Here is a 20,243-nt window from a genome sequence, read left to right on the forward strand (position 1 = left end):
TGTGTGCGGCGGGTACTTCTGACGCCCGCCGCACGGCTTTCATAGGATCTGTTTTCGTTAGAACGAGTACTTGACGTTGAAGCCCACGTTGTCGCGGTCGCGAGAGGCGTTGTTCTGCCCGGCGCCGTAGAACTCGGTGTATTGCAGCTCGGCTTCCAGGGCGTTCAGGTAGGTGGCCTTGACGCCCAGGGTGTAGGCCTTGCGGCCTTCGATGAAGTTGCCGGTCTGGTAGGAGTTGCCTTCGAAGTCGTCCTTGTAGACGGCGTAGGGCGAGATGTTCACGCCGGCGAAGACGTCGTTCCAGGTACCCGAGAGCAGCAGGGTGTAGCCGTAGGCGTTCTTGTTCACCTGATCGTCACGGTCGTAGCCGGAGATGTAGGCGCCATTGCTGCGGCCGGAGTAGTAGCGGGTGCTGCCGTCGTACGCGGTGTACTTCAGGTCGCTGCCGCGCAGGTGCTCGGACGCCAGCTCCGCCACGCCCATCAGCGAGTCGAAGGACAGCGACGGGCCGAAGTTGTAGATGGTGCCCAGCGAGGTATTGAAGGCCTCGACGCGCTCGTAGTTGTGGATCTGGTCGCTCATCGAGACCTGACCACCACCGATATTCACGGTCTTGCCGCTGGCCAGCGCCGGAGCCTGGACCAGCAGGTCGCCCAGCAGGTCGTTGGTGGTGGCGATGCCGATCGGCAGGTTCGGGCGGTAGGCCAGCTCACCGAACACCGAGGCGTCGCCCACGGTGGTGTTGAAGCTGAAGCCGTACATGCGGATGTTCTCGACGTACTCGCGACGGGCGTTGACCTGGTTGGCGACGTCCACGGAGGTGGCACCGTTGACCAGGCTCAGCACCTGGCCGGCCAGGGCATTGCCGCTGCCGGCAGCCGAAACCAGTTGGTCGTAGGAGGTGAAACCGCCGACGCCAGCCAGTTGGTCGAGGTTCACGCCGGCGTAATCGCTGTTCAGATCGGCGTAGATGGTCGGCTCTTTCGAGTGGTAGTTGACGAAGTAGAAGCCGAACTCGGTGGAGTTCAGTTCCTCGGCCACGTAGTGGAAGGCGACGCCGAACTGGCCGTCGTTCTTGGCGTTGATGTCCTTGCCGACGTGGGCAACCTTGAACACGCCATTGGAATCCAGGTAGCTGGTGCCCTGCAGGCCCCCCACATTGGCTGCGGACAGCTGCGGGTAAAGGCTCTGGAACAGCGGGTTGGACAGGGCGCTGACGGTGGTATAGGCCGTGTTGCCACCATCGGCGAACAGGTCAGTCTCGGAGAAGAAGGTGCCAACCGGGTCGATACGGGTTTCCTTCCAGTTCCACTGGTAGAAGGTGTCCATCGACAGGTTGTCGGTCAGGCCGATATTGAAGCTCAGGGCTTCAACCGGCATCAGCACTTCCTTCAGCTCGGAGCCCGGCAGACGGAACTTGGCGGCGTCCACCGGGTTGGTGGTGTTCACGCCGCCACGGTAGAAGATGCCCTCGCCCCAGTTGAACACCTGACGACCCAGGCGGGCGCTCAGCGGGTGGTCGGCCACATCCCAGTTGCCGTAGACGTAGGCATCGAGGATCTCGGCGCGGTTGCCGGCAGCATCACGAGTTTCGCTGGTGAAGCGATCGCTGTTGGGGTAGGTCTGGCTCGGCTGTGGCGGCTGGTTGTGATCGTAGTAGTCGTTGCGCTTGTCCATGATCTGGGTGTCATAGAAAGCCGAGCCACGTACGAACAGACCGTAGTTCTTGTAAGTCGCTTCCAGGTCGGAAGTGATCTTGTACACCTCGGAAACCAGGCCAGTGCTGAAGTTGCGGTTGCCGTCGTTGCCGTTGATATCGTTGTTGGTCTTGTCCTGGCCCTGAACGCGCCACAGGGCGCCGTAGGACACGGTGCTGTCCAGCGAGCCGGAGATTTCGTTGTCGAGGAAGCTGAACTCGACGGCGCTTGCCGGGGCGGACATCAGCAGCGGCAGGATACCTGCCAGGGCAAAGCCCGCACGAGCAGGCGCATAACGCAAGACAGGCTTGCGAACTGGGATTTCCATTAGGACTCACTCCATGGACTGATCATTCTTTGGCGGCGCCGCCAGTGCGCGGTACGCCTTGTCAGCCGTTATTCCACGGCCTTGTTGTCGTCGATCTGAAGGAAACTCCCCCAAGGTGCTCGACACGCCTCCCGTCCCAATGGACGGGCAAAGGCTAAGCAGCGTCGGCCGGTGCAACCCCAATGCCAGAATTCAGATACTTCTGATTCTGCTTACAAAAAATAAAGATTAAGCACGCTACTTTTTGTGACTGATCATTCACTGATCAACTCGAGTGGCCGATTGCGCCAACGGCCACCCTAAATGGCGCAATCCGCCCCTGAAGGCGCGCTGCAGACACGTCGGAGCTTTTCGCTCAATAACGCAAAGCGATAAACAGGACGCCAGTCAATTTCGATAGGTAACAAAAAGGTGTTACCAACAAAGGTCGGTAACACCTTTTCGAAAGTCGCATGCGCCCACCGGACGGGGCGCGGCAGGTGTGTTAGGCGAGACTCTTGCTGACCACTTCGTAGACATCGCTGGACAATTCGCCGGACGCCAGAATGCGTTCCAACTCAGCCTTCATCAGTGCCTGGCGCGCCGGGGCGTACTTGCGCCAGCGGGTCAGCGGCGTCAGCAGGCGCGAGGCGATCTGCGGGTTGAGCGCATTGAGGGTGATGATCTGGTCGGCGAGGAAGCGATAGCCGGCGCCATCCGCGCGGTGGAAGTTCACTGCGTTCTGATTGGCGAAGGCACCGATCAGCGCACGGATCTTGTTCGGGTTCTTCAGGGTGAAGGCCGGGTGCTTCGTCAGCTCCTGCACCCGCTCCAGCCCGCCCGGCAGGGTGCAGCCGGCCTGAACGCTGAACCACTGGTCCATCACCAGCGGGTCGTCCTTGAAGTAGTCGGCAAACATCGCCAGCGCCTCGGCCTTCTCCTTCTCGAACGAGGAATTGACCAGCACGGCCAGCGCGGTCAGGCGCTCGGTCATGTTGTAGCAATCCTTGTACTGCTCCTGGCAGGCAGCGAGCACCTCGGCCTTGCCGCTCTGCATCAGATAGGACAGCGCAATGTTCTGCAGGCTGCGACGGGCGATGTGCGAGGCCTCAGCGACGTAGGCAGTCTCTCGGGACTGCTTGCGGTTGGCCTGGTAACGCGCCCACAGCGGCTCGTGCAGCGCTGCACCGATCTGCTGGCGAGCGAACTCACGGGCTGCGTGGATCGCCTCGACGTCAGCCACGTCGCTGATCTCGGTAAGGTACGCCTCGCTCGGCAGCGAGAGCATCTCGGCAACCATGGCCTGGTCCAGTCCGGTGTCCAGCAGCAGGGTGCGGAAGGCAGTGATCAGGCGATCATCCAGGACAAGCTGCTCGCCACGCTGGTGCTGGCCGACCAGGTCCTGCAGGACCTGCACGGACAGCTGCTGGCCCGCTTCCCAGCGATTGAAGCCGTCCTCATCAAACTGCATGAGGAACATCAGCTGATCGCGGTTGTACGGGAAGCTCAGCTTCACTGGCGCCGAGAAACCACGCAGCAGCGACGGCAGCGGCTTCTCCGCGAGCCCGACGAAGGTGAACGACTGCTCGGCCTCGGTGACCTGCAGTACACGGTCGCTGCCGTGGGCGTGTTCTTCACCCTGCAGACGCAGCGACAGGGCATTGCCCAGCTTGTCGATCAGGCCCATCTGCACCGGAATGACGAACGGCTGCTTCTCGCTCTGCCCCGGCGTGGCCGGGCAGCTCTGGCGGAAGGTCAGGGTGTAGCTCTGCGCAGCGGCGTCGAAGCTTTCCTCCACTGCCAGGCGTGGCGTACCGGATTGGCTGTACCAGCGCTTGAACTGGGTGAGGTCGACACCGTTGGCGTCTTCCATGGCCTTGACGAAGTCGTCGCAGGTCACGGCCTGGCCGTCATGTCGCTCGAAGTACAGGTCGGTGCCCTTGCGGAAGCCATCGGCGCCCAGCAGGGTGTGGATCATGCGAACCACTTCCGAACCCTTCTCGTAGACGGTCAGGGTGTAGAAGTTGGAAATCTCGATGAAGGAATCCGGGCGCACCGGGTGCGCCATGGGGCCGGCGTCCTCGGCGAACTGGTTGGTGCGCAGGAAGGCCACGTCCTCGACGCGCTTGACGGTGCGCGAATTCATGTCGGCGGAGAATTCGCTGTCGCGGAATACGGTGAAGCCTTCCTTGAGCGACAGCTGGAACCAGTCGCGGCAGGTCACGCGGTTGCCCGACCAGTTGTGGAAGTACTCGTGGGCGACCACGCCTTCGACGCGCTGGTGAGCAGCGTCAGTCGCGGTTTCGGCCTTGGCCAGCACGCAACTGGAATTGAAGATGTTGAGGCCCTTGTTCTCCATGGCGCCCATGTTGAAGTCGTTGACCGCGACGATCATGAAGATGTCCAGGTCATACTCGCGGCCATAGACCTTCTCGTCCCAGCGCATGGAATTCTTCAGGCTGTCCATGGCGTGCTGGACCTTGTCGATGTTCTCCGGCTCGACATAGATGCGCAGGGTGACGTCGCGCTCGCTCATGGTGGTGAACTGGTCTTCCACGCACCAGAGGTCACCGGCGACCAGGGCGAACAGGTAGGCCGGCTTCTTGAACGGATCCTGCCAGGTTGCCCAGTGGCGACCTCCCTCTTCCGAGCCGCTGGCCACCGGGTTGCCGTTGGACAGCAGCACCGGGTACTGGTGCTGCTCGGCCGACAGCGTGGTGGTGAAGCTGCTCATCACGTCCGGGCGGTCGAGGTAGTAGGTGATCTTGCGGAAGCCCTCGGCCTCGCACTGGGTGCAGAACATCTTGCCGGACTTGTACAGGCCTTCCAGCGCGGTGTTGCTTTCCGGGTGGATGCGCACGGTGCTGTCGACGGTGAAGGTCTTCGCCGTCGGCTGCAGGGTCAGGTGATTCTCGTCGAGCTGGTACTGGCCGGCTTCGAGGGCCTGGTCATCCAGCGCCACCGACAGCAGCTCCAGCTGCTGGCCATCGAGCACCAGGGGCGGCAGACCGTCGCCACGCTCAGGGTTGCGGCGCATCACCAGCTGGGCGTGGACCAGGGTGTGGTCCTCGTACAGCTCGAAGGTCAGGTTGGTCTCGTCAATCAGGTACTCGGGTGCCTGATAGTCCTTGAGGTAGATGACTTTCGGTTGCTCGGTACGCATGGCTTTTGGCCCCTTGGAAGGCGGCGGGCAGGATGGGCCGGCCGGAGGAATACTGACTCTAGCGATTGGGAACGGCGCGGGCGAGTCGGGAACGCATCTATCCCTGGATGCATCGTTCTCTAGATGAGAGCTGCGCGCCGAAAATTCAATGCAGGTTCGATCAGGCGCTGATGGCCAGTTGGTACGCGGTGAATTTGCGCACGTTGATCACGCCGGTATCGAAGATCAGGTACTGGCCCTTGATACCCTGCAGGGTACCCTCGACCACCGGCGTCTTGTCCAGATCGAAGCTGGTGATCTTGGCCAGGTAGGCCTCCACCGGATAGCTGATCTCGATGGGGTCCATGTCGATCACCGGCTGGATCGCCTGCAGGCCGAAGCGCTGCTGCAGAGCGACGATACCCTCGGCGCAAGCGTCGAAGATCTGCTCGCGCAGCGCCACCAGGTCCAGCGGCTCGGCCTCGCCCTTGAGCAGCGCGCGCCAGTTGGTGCGGTCGGTGACCTGGCTGCGCAGCAGGTCCTCGACGAAACCGGACTGCTGGCGGGTCGCCACGCGCATGATCGGTAGCGCCTGGCGCGCCCCTTGGTCAATCCAGCGGGTCGGCACCTGGGTGGCGCGGGTAATCCCCACCTTCGCTCCCGAGGAGTTGGCCAGGTAGACCACGTGGTCGGTCATGCAGAAGCGCTCGCCCCACTCCGGCTCACGGCAGGAGCCTTCCTCGAAGTGGCACTTTTCCGGGCTCATGATGCAGCTGTCGCATTGCGCCAGCTTGGTGAAGCACGGATAGCAGTAGCCCTGGGCGAAGCTCTTCTTCGTCCTGCGCCCGCAATGGCAGCAGTGGATCTCGCCCAGGTACTCCAGGCGCACCGTCCTGCCGATCAGCGGATTGACCGGGACCTGCGCATCGCCCAGGCGGAAGGCGTACTGCACGGGGCTTTCAAGGCGCGCCGACATCTTGTCCAGGGCGCCGCGTCCAAGCTCCTGCATCAGTGCAGCGAATTGGAGGAGAAAATCATGTTCGGAATCGGCTCGGCGTGGGACGCGCATTCCTGCGGGCCCATGTAGCCGGTGCGCTGGTCCTCGGGGAGATTGTCCGTCTCCCAGGCGATCATGGCCTGCAGCGACAGCTCCTTCTGCTCCTGGGACAGTTTGCGGCCATCTGGCCACTTGCCGATTTCCACGGCCAGCTTGAGGCTCTCGTAGATTTCCGGGGTGATGTTCTGGATCATTTCGGCGAAGGACGACATGGGCCGGCTCCTGCAGGGGAAAAACGAAGCCGGCATTCTACCGGGCGAAAGCCTCGCGCGCACGAACGCCAGTCAATCGGTTGCGCAGATCGGCCCGCTCCCGCAGGTTCAGCATCAGACTGCCCGACGCCGCGCCAACAGCCCGCCGATCAGGCCGCTCACGCAACCCGCCACCAGTCCACCGACGTGGGCACCGTTGGCGATGGAGCCGAAGCCGAGCAGATCGATCACGCCGGACAGGCACACCAGGAGCCAGATCAGCATCATCGCCACCACGCCCTTGGGCAGGTGGTAGGCCGGCGTGGGCGCCATGCGCTGGAAGATCCAGCAGTGGCCGAGCAGGCCGTAAAGCACACCGGACAAGCCGCCGAACAGGCTCGGACCGCTCCAGCTGTACTGCACCAGGTTCGACACCAGGCCGAAGCCCAGGCTCAGCCCCAGCAGCATCCATGCCCCCTGGCGATACTCGATGCGCCGGCCCAGCTCCCAGTACCACATCGCGTTCATCGCCAGGTGCAGCCAGCCGAAGTGGATCAGCATGGGCGTGAACAGGCGCCACCACTGCCCCTGCGCCAGCGAGTCGGACAACGGATAGAACAGCGCGCGATCCTCGCCAACCATCTGGAAGTTCTGGAAAGTGAACCAGCGCAGCGTCTCCGGCGTGGTCCCGAGCAGGGTGATGGCCGCTACCACGAAGGTCACCAGCAGCACCAACGCCGTCATCCGGCTCAACTTCAACTGCTGCACGAAACCTGGCCCGCGGCGCTGGGGCTCTGCGTGCACGGTGAACTCCGGATCGCCCTGTGGATAACGTTCGTACAGGCTGCGCACCTGCTCGGCCAGTTGGGAGTTGGGTACCCAGAGCACCTGTTCGCCCGACTCCTCGCTGACCCGGAACGGCACGTTCAGGCGGCGCAGCAGGCCGACGAACGCTCCCAGGTCGACTGCCGCCGGCAACCGCATCGCTTCAACCGCGCTCACTCATCGCCCTCCGGACGCTTCACATCCACCCAAACGAACTTGTTGCGGTCCAGCCGCGTTTCCTCGTCCAGCCGATAGGCGGCGAGCTTGCCGTACATCACCGCGCTGTAGTCCAGGCAGGCGAGGTTCGGGCGGATCGGTGCCGGCGTGCCACGCCGCCAGTAGTGGCCGACGAACAGCAGCGGCTCGTCGGCGCCGTAGGTCAGCAGCCGGGACTTCTGCTCCTCGCTCAGGCGCTCGCTGGCCACTTCGTCGGGCAGCGCATCGGGCTGGAACACGATGTCGCCGTAGGTTTCCGGCGCGCGGTCCTCTTCCCAGAACTTGGTGCGGAAAAAGGCGCGGGTGAAACCGTCGCTGCCGGTCAGCGTCAGGCCGTTGGGCAGGCGCATGTCGGTCCCACGCAGCAGGCGGTCGCAGGCCTGCTGGGCAAAGCTGCCCGGCTCGGCGGTAGCCATGAGGAAGGCTTCGTCGATGCGACCATCCGGGAATTGCTGCCGCAGCGCGTCGATCACGTCGTGGTCCCAGCAGGCATGGACCATGCGGAAGCGCCCGGAATCGAGGAACAGCGGCATCTCCTGGAACCATCCGAGGAAGTCGCGCCAGTCCGCCGGGTGACCTTCGAACTGTTCCAGCGTCTCCCGGATCAGCCGGGCATGGCGCGGGGTGTGCTCGCGCACGTACTGCCGGCCGCTGCCCGGTGCGGCCGGCGTGGACCAGCCGAGCGCATTGAATTCGTGGTTGCCCATGATGCACAGCGCTTCGCCGGCGGCCACCATGTCGTGCACCCGGTGCAAGGCCTCACGGATGCGCGGGCCACGGTCGATGATGTCGCCGAGGAACAACGCCTGACGCCTCGAATGTCGCCACACGCCGCCCTGCAGCCGGTAGCCGAGGCGCTCCAGCAGGTGGTCGAGGGTGTGCGCGCAGCCGTGGATGTCGCCGATCAGGTCATAGCCGCGTGCAGGATCGAGTTCCATCACTCGCTGCTCCCGAGGCGGCTGCCCCAGCCCAGCTTGGTCCGGCAGACCTCGTAGTAGTTGTGGTCGATCGGGTGGATCAGGCGCAACTTCTGCGGCTTCTTGCTCACCGTGACGGTGTCGCCCGGCGCGCAGGTGAAGTGGTTCTGGCCGTCGCAGGAAACCTGCGGGTAGATCTGCATGTTCGGCGAGACGACGATCTTCAGCTCACTGTTGCCGTCGACCACGATGGGCCGACTGGAGAGCATGTGCGGGTACATTGGCACGACCACGATGGCATCCAGCTTCGGATGCATGATCGGGCCGCCGGCAGACAGCGCGTAGGCAGTGGAGCCGGTCGGGGTGGCGACGATCAGACCGTCGGCCTTCTGGCTGCAGACGAACTGGCCGTCGATGTACAGCTCGAACTCGATCATCCGCGTGGACTTGCCGGGGTGCAGCACCACGTCGTTCAGCGCGTCGCCCTGGCCGATGGATTCGCCGTGGCGGCGCACCAGTGCATCCAGCAGGAAGCGGCTCTCGACGATGTACTGGCCACCGAGCACTTCGGCCACCTTGGTCTCCAGCTCGTCAGGGCGAATATCGGTGAGGAAGCCCAGGCTGCCACGGTTGATCCCCAGCACCGGCACCTTGTGGCGGGCCAGGGCGCGCGCGGCGCCGAGCATGCTGCCGTCGCCGCCGACCACGATGACCAGGTCGCAGATTTCTCCCATGATCTTTCGCGAGCAGGTCTGCAGGCCGTGGCCCGGCAGGACCTCGGCAATGGTGTCCTCGAGGATCACATGCAGGTGGCGCTCGGTGAGGAATTTCTTCAGCCGACGGATGGTTTCCAGAACCTGGGTGCTGCCCAGGCGGCCGATGATGCCGATATTGCGAAAGGGTTCCATGGGACTCCGGACGGCGTTGCGCTACTTGAGTGTCGGAATTATGGGCGAAACGCGGAAGCAGCGGCAAACCACGCGTGGCCGGAGCACGACCATAACGGCTAGGCTTCACGGATGACCGACTTCACCGCACTGCTCGACGAGCTGCTGATCGACCTGCGCCAGCCGCAGGTCCGCGACCTTGCCTGGACGCTGCTCTCCCCGCCCCTGCTGCAACCCGGCAGCCCCGCCCTGCGCCATCCGCTGAGTGCCAGTCGCTGGTACTCGCAGCCCGCGCTGCTGGCCGCCTGGCTGCACACCCAGGAACGATCGCCAGGCGAATTGCTGGAACAGCTCGAATCCGCGCCACACCAGCGCCTGGGCCGCTACTACGAACGCCTCTGGCAATACGCGCTGGAGCACGCGCCGGACCTGCGCCTGCTGGCGGCCAACCTGCCGGTGCGCGACAACGGCCAGACCCTCGGCGAACTGGACCTGCTGCTGGAGGACGACGACGGCCTGCATCACCTCGAACTGGCCATCAAGCTCTACCTCGGCCCCAGCGACGACGGCCCGAACGCCTGGCTCGGCCCAGGCGCCGAAGACCACCTGCTGCGCAAGATCGAACACTTCTACCAGCACCAGTTGCCGCTCTCGTCCACCACGGAAGGCCTCGCCGTCGTACGCCAGTTCAGTCGCGCGGAGCCGGCCCCCGGACTGTGGCTCGGCGGCTACCTGTTCTACTCCTGGCCCACGCCCTGTCCACCCCCCGTAGGCGCCAGCGACAACCACCAGCGCGGCCGCTGGCTGCATCGGCGCGCCTGGCCGGCCTACCATGCCCTGCATCCGCACGGCTGGCAGGCGCTGTCGCGCAAGGCCTGGCTATCTCCGACAGTCGAAGATGAATGCTGGAGCGCAGCGCGCTTCGCCACCTGGCTGGCCGAGCTGCCCGAAGACGGCTTCCCGCAGATGCTGGTGCGCCTGGAGCAACGGCACGGCCGCTGGCGGGAGCAGGAACGGCTGTTCCTGGTGGGCGACCGTTGGCCGCGGGTGCACAGCGGCTATTCGCGCTGAACAGCCAGCGCTTTCAATGCTTCATCCAGCGCCCGCCGCCCCTGCAGACCGCCACCGTGGATCGCGACAATGCGAGCGCCGCGCTCGATGCGCCCTTCTGCGATCTCATCGCGCAAGGCCAGCAACAGTTTGCCGGTGTACAGGGGCTCCAGCGGTACGCCGCTTGCGGCTTCGGTTGCGAGGATGAAGCGTGCCAGTGCCGCGTCGATCCGCGCAAAGCCGCCACGGCTGGCATCGATCAGCCGGTATCCGGCATCGCCCGCGCCGCCCTCCCTCAACAGTTCAGGCACCTGTGTTTCAATACCGTGCCCCGGAGGCACCGCCATGGCACCGACCACAGGATGCGCGCCGCGCTCACCCAGCACCAGGCCGGCCAGGGTCGTACCGGTGCCGCAGGCGACCCAGAGCTGCTGATAGTCAGCCCAGCCGATCTCGACGAGTTGCTCGCGAATCCGCGCAACCAACGGCGAGCAGCCTTGCGCCCCCGCGAGCCCTCCGCCACCCTCGCCCACCGCCAGCAACCGGGGGTAGCGCTCGCGCCAGGGCGTCCAGAAACCAGCGTCGTGACGCCGGCGATAACCGCCATAGCCGAGCCAGTGGAGCTGCATGCCGAGCTGGCGCAGATCAGCCACCGTGGGATTGTCCTGCTCTTCTCCGCGCAGCAGTCCCACGGTCTCGAAGCCGAATCGCGCGCCGGCCGCCGCCACCGCGTGCAAGTGGTTGGAATGGGCGCCGCCCAGGGTCATCACGCCGTGATGGCCCAGGTCGGCGGCTTGCTGGAGATAAGGGGCGAGCTTGAACCAGTTGTTGCCGGAGACCTGCGCGTCCACGAGGTCCAGGCGCAACAACGCCAGCTCGACGCCGGCGCGGTCGAGCCAATCCAGGTAGAGGCGTTGCAGGGGAGCGTCAGGGCGCCAGTCGGGGAAGCGCACGACGCCCCGGTCAGCCGCTGGTGACGCTGCGCAGGCGGCCAGTGGTCTTGTGTCGGGAGCAACAGTTGCTGTCGCCGTCGACGAAGCGGCCGGGGGTTTCCACGCGATCGATGGGCATGGCGCAGCGCTCGCCATTGGACAGGCGTCCTTCGCAGGCGGGTTGCTGGTAGTGGGCGAGCCAGCTGCGGTACTGGTCTTCGGCGACGAAGCACTTGGCCGCGGCGTAGGCCATGGGGTTTTCCTGGTAACGGGCGACATCCTGCAGCGACAGGGTCAGATGACCGGCGCCGGGATGGTACACCACGAAGATCACCCCCATGCCCGCCAGGCGCTCCAGCACCGCGCCATCGGCCGTCCTGGCGGAGAGTGAATCCAGCTCCAGGCGAAGGCCCTCGGCGCCCTTCTGCAGTTGTGCGGCGACCTGGCGCAGCTGGACGGTTTCCTCGCGCAACTGTTCAGCTTCCGTGCGCAGTTGCTGGTTCTCCTGCTGCAACTGCTGGTCCAGCTCGTTGCGGTAGCCCAGCTCGACGTCGCGGACGGAAATCTGCTCCTTGTAGCGCGCTTCCAGGCTGGCCATGCGGGCACGGGATTCGTCCTCGATCTGCTGGCGCAGTTGCTCCAGCTCGTCGCGGCCGCTCTGTTCGATATGCCGCAGTTGCGCGGTCAGCTCCTCGCGCCCGCGCTGGAAGCCGTTGGCCTGGCCGTCCAGTTCACGTCGCAGGCCGGTATTGATCTCTTCCTCACGCTTCAGGCCCTCGCGCAGGGCAGCAAGTTCGGCCTGCAACACCTTGATCTGCTCCTGCGCGCCGAGCTTCAGGCGGCTGAGTTCCTGTTCGTGCTGCTGACTGATCTGCGACAGACGAGCCTCATGCTGGCCGAGCAGCTCGGCGGTCTTCAGCTGATGCTCCTCGAGCATCGCTCGGGCCAGTTTTTCGGCTTCTTCGCGGGACTCTTCGGCAGGTGCGTACCACTGGTGCTCGTCGGCCATCTGCAAGCGAGCGAGCTCGACTGCGGCCGGCTCTTCTTCCACCAGCACACCGAGATTGTTGCGCTTCACCGCTTCGCGCAGTTGCACCAGATGGTTCTGGCTGGCATCCAGGACCGGATCCCACAGGTGCATCTGGTGCCAGGACACCGGGCACTGGCTGCGGCAGGCCAGGCGGATCGGCCCGGCGCCCATGTCCGGGCCGCGACCGGCGCGATCAGCCAGGTTGCGCAGCGGCAGGTTCCAGCCACGATCAGCTTCGCCCTTCTCGTCGAAGTCCAGGTAGAAGAACACGACCGCCTTGACCATCAGGCGCGGGTTGATCAGCACATAGGCCAGCTGCATCTGCTGATCGGCGTACTCCGGCATCTGCACGACGTTGTCGAGCAGCGCCTCGAATTCGGGGTAGAGCATTTCCTTGCAGACGCCACGGTCATTGAAGAAGACCACGGCTTCCACCATTTGAGGCTTCTTCTGCATGCTCATCGATTGACCTCTGGGCTGGTGCGGGAGGAAGTCTGGAGAAAAGGGTCTGTCAGAAATGCAGCACCCAGACAGCGGGAAAATCCCGACATCCGAGCAAGTCTAGGGGAATTAATGTCGCAGGCAATGTGACTGGGTTGGCACCCGCCCCGGCGGTCAGGCCGGGCGGTTAACTGGCTGGATAATTCTGTGACGCGGTTAGATTTCCGAAGCGATTTCCGGGCCCGGAAGGGAACTTTTCCGGGCCCGTTTTTGTGAATCAGATCTCGGCAGCGAGGCGCGAGCCCTGGTTGATGGCGCGCTTGGCGTCCAGTTCCGCCGCCACGTCAGCGCCGCCGATCAGGTGGACGCTCTGACCGGCAGCGACCAGGCCGTCATGCAGCTCGCGCAGCGGGTCCTGGCCGGCGCAGATCACCACGGTATCTACCGGCAGCAACTGCGGCTCGCCGCCGGCGATGCTGATGTGCAGACCGTCGTTGTCGACCTTGAGGTACTCGACGCTGTTGAGCATCTGCACCTGCTTGTTCTTCAGGCCGGTGCGGTGGATCCAGCCGGTGGTCTTGCCCAGGCCGTCACCGACCTTGGACTTCTTGCGCTGCAGCAGAAACACCTGGCGCGCCGCGGCGTGCGGGTGAGCCTGGATGCCGGCGATGCCGCCACGGGCCTCCAGGTTCTCGTCGATGCCCCACTCCTGCCAGAAGGCATGGCGATCCAGGCTGGTGGATTCGCCGGCATGGGTGATGTACTCGGAGACGTCGAAACCGATGCCGCCGGCGCCGATCACCGCGACACTGTTGCCGACCGGTTTGCGCTCGAGGATAGCGTCCAGGTAGCTGATCACCTTGGCATTCTCGATACCCGGAATGGCCGGCGTGCGCGGCACGATACCGGTGGCGAGGATGATCTCGTCGAAGCCGCCCTTGACCAGGTCGTCAACGCTGACGCGGGTGTTCAACTGCAGGTTCACGCCGGTGGTTTCCACCTTGCGCTTGAAATAACGCAGGGTCTCGTAGAACTCCTCCTTGCCCGGTACTCGCTTGGCGACGTTGAACTGGCCACCGATCTCGCCAGCAGCGTCGAACAGGGTCACCTCGTGGCCACGCTCGGCAGCCACGGTAGCGGCCGACAGGCCGGCGGGGCCGGCACCAACCACGGCGATCTTCTTCACGTGGGTAGTGGGGATGTAGTTCAGCTCGGTCTCGTGGCAGGCGCGCGGGTTCACCAGGCAACTGGTCAGCTTGCCGCCGAAGGTGTGGTCCAGGCAGGCCTGGTTACAACCGATGCAGGTGTTGATTTCGTCGGCGCGGCCATCGGCGGCCTTGTTGACGAAGTCCGGGTCGGCGAGGAATGGACGGGCCATGGACACCATGTCGGCGTCGCCTTCGGCCAGTACCTGCTCGGCGATTTCCGGGGTATTGATGCGGTTGGTGGTGATCAGCGGGATACCAATCTCACCGCGCAGCTTGGCGGTGACCTTGGTGAAGGCCGCGCGAGGCACCTTGGTGGCGATGGTCGGGATACGCGCTTCGTGCCAGCCGATACCGGTGTTGATGATGGTCGCGCCAGCCTTTTCGATGGCCTTGGCCAGCAGGACGATCTCGTCCCAGGTGCTGCCACCTTCCACCAGATCGAGCATCGACAGGCGATAGATGATGATGAAGTCAGGGCCAACGGCCTCGCGCACACGGCGGACGATTTCCACCGGCAGGCGCATGCGGTTCTCGTAGCTGCCGCCCCAGCGGTCGGTGCGGTGGTTGGTGTGGGCGACCAGGAACTGGTTGATGAAGTAGCCTTCCGACCCCATGATCTCGACGCCGTCGTAGCCAGCCACCTGTGCCAGGCTCGAGCAATTGACGAAGTCGGCGATCTGCTTCTCGATGCCTTCTTCATCCAGCTCGCGCGGCTTGAACGGGTTGATCGGCGCCTGGATGGCGCTGGGCGCGACGGACTTGGGGCTGTAGGCATAACGGCCGGCGTGGAGGATCTGCATGCAGATCTTGCCGCCCGCCTCGTGCACCGCCTGGGTGACGATCTTGTGCTTCTCGGCTTCTTCCGGGGTGCTCAGCTTGGCCGCACCGGAATACACACCGCCCTCCTCGTTCGGGCCGATCCCGCCGGTGACCATCAGACCGACGCCACCGCGGGCGCGCTCGGCGAAGTAGGCCGCCATGCGCTCGAAGCCCTGGGGCTTCTCTTCCAGGCCGGTGTGCATGGAGCCCATCAGGGTGCGGTTGCGCAGGGTGGTGAAACCCAGGTCCAGCGGCGCGAGCAGGTGCGGGTAAGTGGCGGTCATGTTTCCTCCGGCATTCACGATGATGCCGCGCCCTCAGCCCGCAGTCGTGGAACGGCGAGGCATGGGGCGCGGTCGGTATGGGGCAGACTCTAAGGAGCGCGCCCTCGCCGCTCAATGATCGAAAATGACAAGTTACTGACCAAAGATGACACCCCTTCTTGGCAATGCCCGGCGCAACCCCTACCCTGTGGTGCATCCCATGAGTACCCGTCCTTTATGCGCAAGCTGATCTTCCTCGTCCTGGTCATCCTCTTCGCCGGTTATGCCGGCTGGGCGGAGCGCCGCCCGGTGGGCCACTACCTGTCCGACCTGCGCAGCCAAGTCGCGCTCAACCAGGGGCAGCCGTCCGAACGCGGCAACCTGCTGGGCGTGCAGCCGGAGCTGTTCACTCAGGACTACCAGAGCGTCGAACGCCTGCACCTGAAGTTCCGAGCCTACCTGGCCAAGGCCCGCGACGAGGGTCTGATCAACCCGCGTACCGTGGTGGTGTTCCCCGAGCACATCGGTACCTGGCTGGTGGCCGCCGGCGAGAAACCGGAGGTCTACCAGACCGAGCACCTCGACGAAGCCATGGAATGGATGATCGCCAGCAACCCGCTGAAAGTCGCGCGCGGCTGGCTCGGCGCCAAAGGCGAGGACCGCATGGCCGACGCCCTGTTCCGCATGAAGGCGGTGGACATGGCCCACGACTACCAGACACTATTCGGGGGGCTGGCCAAGGAGTTCGGCGTGACCCTGGTCGCCGGCTCCATCGTGCTGCCCAACCCGCGCATCGTCGAAGGCCAGATCCGAACCGGCAATGGTCGCCTCTACAACGTCACCCAGGTCTTCGGCAGCGACGGTCTGCCGCTGGGCAAGCCGCAACGCAAGCTGTTCCCGATCGACGACGAGAAGGGCATCACCCGTGGCGGCGACCCGGATGACCTGCAGGTCCTGCAGACTCCGGCCGGACGCCTGGGCGTGCTGATCTGCGCGGACAGCTGGTACCCGGCGAGCTACTCCGCGCTGGCCCCGCAGAAACCGGACCTGGTCGTCGTTCCGGCCTTCCTCACCGGCAATGGCAACTGGAGCAAACCGTGGAAGGGCTACAACGGCGCGCCGACTCCCGGCGACGTAACGCTCAAGCCGGGCGACCTCACCGAAGGCGAAGCGTGGGAGCTCCTGGCACTGGCTGGCCGCCTCGGTGAAAGTGGCGCCCACGCCGGCATCACCGTGTTCCTGCGCGGCCACCTCTGGGACCTGGGCAGCGACGGCCGCAGCCTGGTGGTCAGCGGCGACAGCCACACCCTGGCGCCCGACGGCCCCGGTGCGCGCCTGATCAACCTCTGGCTATGAACCGTCCGACCATGCGTCTCGGCGATCTGTCGGTGGGTTTCGTCCACAGCCTCGCCGACGCGCTGGCGGAAAGCGGTGTCGCCCCGCAGCCCCTGCTTCAACAATACGGGCTGGACGCGGCGCGCCTGGGCGAACCCGGCGCGCGCCTGTCGATCCCGCGCTACATGCGTCTGGGCCACGCCGCCATCCAGCAGAGCGGCGATCCCGCCCTTGGCCTGCGCATGGGCCAACTGAGCCGACCGAGCCAGAGCGGCCTGGCCGGCGTCACCGCCGCGCAGGCGCCGAACCTGCGTGCCGCTGCCCGCGCACTGATCCGTTTCGAGCCGCTGTATGCACAGAACTACCGCGGCCAGAGCAGCTTCATCGAGGATGCCAGCGGCGCCTGGCTGCGCTTCTACTCCATCAGCCCGTACAACGCCTACAACCGTTTCGTGGTGGACTCGGTGCTGGCCGGCTGGGTGAGCATGCTTGGCAGCATCGGCGCGCAGCCGCTGCGCCCGGAGAAGATTGAGATCGAATATCCGGCGCCGACCTGGGCACCACGCTTCGAGGAAAGGCTCGGCTGCGCGGTGGAGTTCGGCGCCGAGCACAACCAGCTGCGCCTGGACCAGGCGACGCTGGCGCGCAGCAATCCGGACCACTGTCCGAGCACCTGGCGGCAATTGCTGGATATCTGCGAGAAGGAACTGGAGCAACTCACCCGCACGCGCAGCCTGCGCGAGCGTGTGGCCCAATTGCTGGGCCCGATGCTTAATGGTCGTGAACCGGACCTCGAAGAAGTCGCCGCGAGGCTGAAGCTGCCAACCTGGACGCTGCGCCGAAAGCTGGCCGAAGAAGGCACGCAGTTCCGCAGCATCCTCAACGACACCCGCCGCGACCTGGCGATGATCTACATCCGCGACACCGACCTGGCCTTTGGCGAGATCGCCTACCTGCTCGGCTTTGCCTCCGCGGAAGCCTTCCAGCGGGCCTTCAAGCGCTGGAGCGGTCAGACACCGGGCGAGTTCCGCCGCGCACAGCGCCAAGGCGCCTGATCACATCTCCGTGGCGTCGTCCGCCGGCTCCGGCAGATCCTGCTCCACGGCATGCAGTTCCAGCAGTTCTTCCTGATAGTCATCCATTGGCTTTCTCCTGACCGTTCGATCGGGTTTTAGCAAAGACCACGGTGAAAAAGCTAGACGCCGAAGGTGAACGACCTGTGACAGCGTCTTACAGAAGGCTGCAGGATTTTTCGGACGGAAACGAAAAAGCCCTCAGGTATTGCTACCTGAGGGCTTTCGAATATGGCGCAGCGGACGGGACTCGAACCCGCGACCCCCGGCGTGACAGGCCGGTATTCTAACCGACTGAACTACCGCTGCGTGTCGGTTGGACTTTCGTCCGGTACAGCAACCTCCTGGCGCCTGGAGTGAATCACTCGACAGACCGGTTCGGGGTAGGAACCAAGGAGGGGGAAATGGCGCAGCGGACGGGACTCGAACCCGCGACCCCCGGCGTGACAGGCCGGTATTCTAACCGACTGAACTACCGCTGCGCGTAACTTGCGAGAGTGGTGGGTGATGACGGGATCGAACCGCCGACCCTCTGCTTGTAAGGCAGATGCTCTCCCAGCTGAGCTAATCACCCTTCGTCTCGAAGTGGGGCGCATTCTACAGCCGACAGAACCTAAGTCAATGCCCTGATTGAACTTTTTTTCATTTTCTACCGAAAAAGTTTCGGCGCACCGTTATCGAACACGGCCCCGAGAACAAACGCCCCTCAGGAAGACATGGCGCCAACCTGCCAGGGCGCATCCTGCGCGTGATCGCCGGCAGCCCGCTCCTGCAGCTGGGCGCCGATATTCAAGCTGCCAACGCCAGAACCGGCCGAAAAAGAAAAGGGCGACCCTCGGGCCGCCCTCCTCTTCTGCACCCGACACTCAGTCGAGGTAGATCATCTTGCGTGTCATGCCGCCGTCGATCACCAGTTCCTGGCCGGTGACGAAGCCGGCGCTGTCGCCGATCAGCCAGGCAACTGCCGAGGCAATGTCCTCTACCGTACCGACGCGACCGACCAGGTGCTGGTCATGGTCCAGCTCAGTCAAAGGCTCCGCTTCGCGCTCGCGCAAGTCGCGGGCGTCGATCCAGCCGGGGGAAATCGCATTGACGCGAATGTCCGGCCCCAGGCTGCCGGCCAGAGCGTGGGTGAGCGACAGCAGCCCACCCTTGCTCGCCGCATAGGCTTCGGAATTCGGCTCGGACTGGTGCGCCCGCGTGGAAGCGATGTTGACGATGGCGCCGCTGTGCGCGCGCAGGTACGGCGCACAGTGCTTGGCCAGCAGCATCGGACCGGTGAGGTTCACTGCCAGGGTACGGTTCCACTCGTTCAGGCCGAGACCTTCGAGCGCCGTATTGTGTGGTCGGGCGATCGCAGCGTTGCTCACCAGCGCATCCAGGCGACCGAACTGGCCGATCAACTCGGCCACAGCCGCCGCGACCTGCCCTTCGCTCGCCACATCCAGCGCAATGAAACTGGCACGCTCGCCCAACGCCGCAGCCACTTTCGGGCCGCGCTCGCGGTCGATATCCGCGAGCACCACCTGCCAGCCCTCGGCAACCAGCCAGGCAGCGATACCCAGGCCGATACCGTGCGCGGCGCCAGTGACCAGCACCACCCGGCCATTGCCCAGGGCGTCCATCATGCTCACAGTGCCGCCAGGCCTCGTGCCAGGTCAGCCTTGATGTCATCGACATCTTCGAGGCCCACGGCGACGCGGATCAGATTGTCACGGATGCCCGCGCTCTCACGCTCCAGCGGCGACAGACGGCCATGGGACGTGGTGGCCGGGTGAGCGATCGTGGTCTTGGTGTCACCCAGGTTGGTCGTGATGGAGATCATCCGGGTGGCGTCGATGCAGCGCCAGGCTGCGGCCTTGTCACCCTTCACCTCAAAGCTCACCACCGCACCGAAGCCCTTCTGCTGACGCTTGGCCAGTTCGTGCTGCGGATGACTGGCCAGGCCTGCGTAGTACACGCGCTCCACGCCTGGCTGCTGCTCCAGCCATTCGGCGACCAGCTGGGCCGAGGCACTGTGGGCCTGCATGCGCACGCGCAGGGTTTCCAGCCCCTTGATGAAGACCCAGGCGTTGAATGGGCTGAGTGTCGGACCAGCAGTGCGCAGGAACCCGACGACGGGCTCCATCTGGGCACGGCGACCAGCGACCACGCCGCCCATGGTGCGGCCCTGGCCATCGATGTACTTGGTCGCCGAGTGGATGACCACGTCCGCGCCCAGCTTCAGCGGCTGCTGCAGCGCCGGGGTGCAGAAGCAGTTGTCCACCGCCAGCAATGCGCCCTTGGCATGGGCAATCTCGGCCAGCGCGGCGATGTCCACCAGCTCAGCCAGCGGGTTGGATGGCGATTCGACGAAGAACAGCTTGGTGTTCGGCTTGCAGGCCGCTTCCCAGGCTTTCAGGTCGCTCAGCGGCGGGTAGTCCACTTCGATGCCGAAGCGCTTGAAGTACTTCTCGAACAGGCTGATGGTCGAGCCGAACACGCTGCGCGACACCAGCACGTGGTCGCCGGCGCTGCACAGGCTCATCACCAGCGAGAGGATGGCCGACATGCCGGTCGACGTGGCCACCGCCTGCTCCGCGCCTTCCAACGCGGCGATGCGTTCCTCGAAGGTACGCACCGTGGGGTTGGTGTAGCGCGAGTAGACGTTGCCCGGTACTTCACCGGCAAAACGCGCGGCTGCATCGGCGGCGCTGCGAAACACATAGCTGGAGGTGGTGAACAGGCCTTCGCCGTGTTCAGCCTCCGGGGTGCGGCGTTGCCCGGCGCGAACTGCGAGGGTGTCGAAGCCGACACCCTCCAGGTCGCTGTCCAGCCGGCCGGCTTCCCAATCCTGAGCCATGCCTGCTCTCC

15 protein-coding genes and 3 tRNA genes are annotated in these 20,243 nt (G+C 64.7%); 3 read left to right on the forward strand and 15 right to left on the reverse strand.

The window, feature by feature from the left end:
• Nucleotides 1–57 precede the first annotated feature (57 nt).
• From AC1ZV1_RS20800 to AC1ZV1_RS20830, 7 genes are all read right to left on the reverse strand, one after another.
• Entirely contained in the window at nt 58–2,025 is a 1,968-nt protein-coding gene (locus AC1ZV1_RS20800; protein WP_484293413.1) for a DUF1302 domain-containing protein, read from the reverse strand.
• A 484-nt stretch (nt 2,026–2,509) separates the two neighbouring features.
• A complete protein-coding gene (gene pepN / locus AC1ZV1_RS20805; RefSeq protein WP_484293414.1) occupies nt 2,510–5,167 on the reverse strand; it encodes an aminopeptidase N in 2,658 nt (885 codons plus the stop codon).
• Nucleotides 5,168–5,327: 160 nt separating this feature from the next.
• Complete coding sequence (locus AC1ZV1_RS20810; RefSeq protein ID WP_484293415.1) at nt 5,328–6,155, reverse strand: DUF2797 domain-containing protein; 828 nt, start codon at nt 6,153–6,155, stop codon at nt 5,328–5,330.
• Nucleotides 6,155–6,415, reverse strand: coding sequence for a YeaC family protein (locus AC1ZV1_RS20815; RefSeq protein WP_484293416.1), 261 nt, complete (start codon nt 6,413–6,415; stop codon nt 6,155–6,157). Before AC1ZV1_RS20815 ends, AC1ZV1_RS20810 begins: the two co-directional genes overlap by 1 nt.
• Before the next feature lie 114 nt (nt 6,416–6,529).
• Nucleotides 6,530–7,396: a rhomboid family intramembrane serine protease gene (locus AC1ZV1_RS20820; protein WP_484293417.1), complete on the reverse strand. Its 867-nt coding sequence runs from the start codon at nt 7,394–7,396 to the stop codon at nt 6,530–6,532.
• Nucleotides 7,393–8,373, reverse strand: coding sequence for a metallophosphoesterase (locus AC1ZV1_RS20825; RefSeq protein ID WP_484293418.1), 981 nt, complete (start codon nt 8,371–8,373; stop codon nt 7,393–7,395). The genes AC1ZV1_RS20820 and AC1ZV1_RS20825 overlap by 4 nt, the downstream gene beginning before the upstream one ends.
• A complete protein-coding gene (locus AC1ZV1_RS20830) occupies nt 8,373–9,260 on the reverse strand; it encodes an NAD(+) kinase (RefSeq protein ID WP_017519352.1) in 888 nt (295 codons plus the stop codon). Before AC1ZV1_RS20830 ends, AC1ZV1_RS20825 begins: the two co-directional genes overlap by 1 nt.
• Before the next feature lie 111 nt (nt 9,261–9,371).
• Between AC1ZV1_RS20830 and AC1ZV1_RS20835 the strand changes: the two genes are divergently transcribed.
• On the forward strand, nt 9,372–10,310 hold the full coding sequence (locus AC1ZV1_RS20835) for a DUF1853 family protein (protein WP_484293419.1): 939 nt from the start codon (nt 9,372–9,374) through the stop codon (nt 10,308–10,310).
• Here AC1ZV1_RS20835 and AC1ZV1_RS20840 read toward each other — a convergent pair.
• From AC1ZV1_RS20840 to AC1ZV1_RS20850, 3 genes are all read right to left on the reverse strand, one after another.
• Nucleotides 10,298–11,242 carry a 1-aminocyclopropane-1-carboxylate deaminase/D-cysteine desulfhydrase gene (locus AC1ZV1_RS20840; RefSeq protein ID WP_484293420.1) on the reverse strand — a complete coding sequence of 315 codons (945 nt, stop codon included), beginning with the start codon at nt 11,240–11,242 and terminating at the stop codon, nt 10,298–10,300. The two genes, AC1ZV1_RS20835 and AC1ZV1_RS20840, sit on opposite strands and share 13 nt — an antisense overlap.
• Before the next feature lie 10 nt (nt 11,243–11,252).
• On the reverse strand, nt 11,253–12,713 hold the full coding sequence (locus AC1ZV1_RS20845) for a chromosome partitioning protein ParA (protein WP_484293421.1): 1,461 nt from the start codon (nt 12,711–12,713) through the stop codon (nt 11,253–11,255).
• Between the two features lie 256 nt (nt 12,714–12,969).
• Nucleotides 12,970–15,003: an oxidoreductase gene (locus AC1ZV1_RS20850; RefSeq protein WP_484293422.1), complete on the reverse strand. Its 2,034-nt coding sequence runs from the start codon at nt 15,001–15,003 to the stop codon at nt 12,970–12,972.
• A gap of 216 nt (nt 15,004–15,219) precedes the next feature.
• Here AC1ZV1_RS20850 and AC1ZV1_RS20855 point away from each other — a divergent pair, with 216 nt between their 5' ends.
• The gene (locus AC1ZV1_RS20855) at nt 15,220–16,338 is read left to right on the forward strand and encodes a nitrilase-related carbon-nitrogen hydrolase (protein ID WP_484293423.1); all 1,119 of its coding nucleotides are present in this window, start codon (nt 15,220–15,222) and stop codon (nt 16,336–16,338) included.
• Nucleotides 16,335–17,372 (forward strand): AraC family transcriptional regulator, encoded by a 1,038-nt coding sequence (locus tag AC1ZV1_RS20860; RefSeq protein ID WP_484293424.1) that lies wholly within the window; start codon nt 16,335–16,337, stop codon nt 17,370–17,372. Before AC1ZV1_RS20855 ends, AC1ZV1_RS20860 begins: the two co-directional genes overlap by 4 nt.
• Before the next feature lie 250 nt (nt 17,373–17,622).
• On the opposite strand, the gene AC1ZV1_RS20865 is transcribed toward AC1ZV1_RS20860, so the two are convergent.
• The 5 genes from AC1ZV1_RS20865 to AC1ZV1_RS20885 form a co-directional block, all read right to left on the reverse strand.
• Nucleotides 17,623–17,699, reverse strand: a tRNA-Asp gene (locus tag AC1ZV1_RS20865).
• A 96-nt stretch (nt 17,700–17,795) separates the two neighbouring features.
• Nucleotides 17,796–17,872, reverse strand: a tRNA-Asp gene (locus tag AC1ZV1_RS20870).
• A 16-nt stretch (nt 17,873–17,888) separates the two neighbouring features.
• Nucleotides 17,889–17,964: transfer RNA gene (locus AC1ZV1_RS20875), tRNA-Val, on the reverse strand.
• 292 nt (nt 17,965–18,256) lie between these two features.
• Nucleotides 18,257–19,018 carry an SDR family oxidoreductase gene (locus tag AC1ZV1_RS20880; protein WP_484293425.1) on the reverse strand — a complete coding sequence of 254 codons (762 nt, stop codon included), beginning with the start codon at nt 19,016–19,018 and terminating at the stop codon, nt 18,257–18,259.
• A gap of 2 nt (nt 19,019–19,020) precedes the next feature.
• On the reverse strand, nt 19,021–20,232 hold the full coding sequence (locus AC1ZV1_RS20885) for an O-succinylhomoserine sulfhydrylase (RefSeq protein WP_484293426.1): 1,212 nt from the start codon (nt 20,230–20,232) through the stop codon (nt 19,021–19,023).
• Between the last annotated feature and the right edge of the window lie 11 nt (nt 20,233–20,243).

This window comes from Pseudomonas sp. BB438 (assembly GCF_057180225.1).

What these genes read in the sequence shown, in the direction of transcription:
- AC1ZV1_RS20800 (WP_484293413.1), bottom strand. Translation starts at nt 2,025, where the DNA reads ATGGAAATCCCAGTTCGCAAGCCTGTCTTGCGTTATGCGCCTGCTCGT.
- pepN (WP_484293414.1), bottom strand. Translation starts at nt 5,167, where the DNA reads ATGCGTACCGAGCAACCGAAAGTCATCTACCTCAAGGACTATCAGGCA.
- AC1ZV1_RS20810 (WP_484293415.1), bottom strand. Translation starts at nt 6,155, where the DNA reads ATGCAGGAGCTTGGACGCGGCGCCCTGGACAAGATGTCGGCGCGCCTT.
- AC1ZV1_RS20815 (WP_484293416.1), bottom strand. Translation starts at nt 6,415, where the DNA reads ATGTCGTCCTTCGCCGAAATGATCCAGAACATCACCCCGGAAATCTAC.
- AC1ZV1_RS20825 (WP_484293418.1), bottom strand. Translation starts at nt 8,373, where the DNA reads ATGGAACTCGATCCTGCACGCGGCTATGACCTGATCGGCGACATCCAC.
- AC1ZV1_RS20830 (WP_017519352.1), bottom strand. Translation starts at nt 9,260, where the DNA reads ATGGAACCCTTTCGCAATATCGGCATCATCGGCCGCCTGGGCAGCACC.
- AC1ZV1_RS20835 (WP_484293419.1), top strand. Translation starts at nt 9,372, where the DNA reads ATGACCGACTTCACCGCACTGCTCGACGAGCTGCTGATCGACCTGCGC.
- AC1ZV1_RS20845 (WP_484293421.1), bottom strand. Translation starts at nt 12,713, where the DNA reads ATGAGCATGCAGAAGAAGCCTCAAATGGTGGAAGCCGTGGTCTTCTTC.
- AC1ZV1_RS20850 (WP_484293422.1), bottom strand. Translation starts at nt 15,003, where the DNA reads ATGACCGCCACTTACCCGCACCTGCTCGCGCCGCTGGACCTGGGTTTC.
- AC1ZV1_RS20855 (WP_484293423.1), top strand. Translation starts at nt 15,220, where the DNA reads ATGCGCAAGCTGATCTTCCTCGTCCTGGTCATCCTCTTCGCCGGTTAT.
- AC1ZV1_RS20860 (WP_484293424.1), top strand. Translation starts at nt 16,335, where the DNA reads ATGAACCGTCCGACCATGCGTCTCGGCGATCTGTCGGTGGGTTTCGTC.
- AC1ZV1_RS20880 (WP_484293425.1), bottom strand. Translation starts at nt 19,018, where the DNA reads ATGATGGACGCCCTGGGCAATGGCCGGGTGGTGCTGGTCACTGGCGCC.
- AC1ZV1_RS20885 (WP_484293426.1), bottom strand. Translation starts at nt 20,232, where the DNA reads ATGGCTCAGGATTGGGAAGCCGGCCGGCTGGACAGCGACCTGGAGGGT.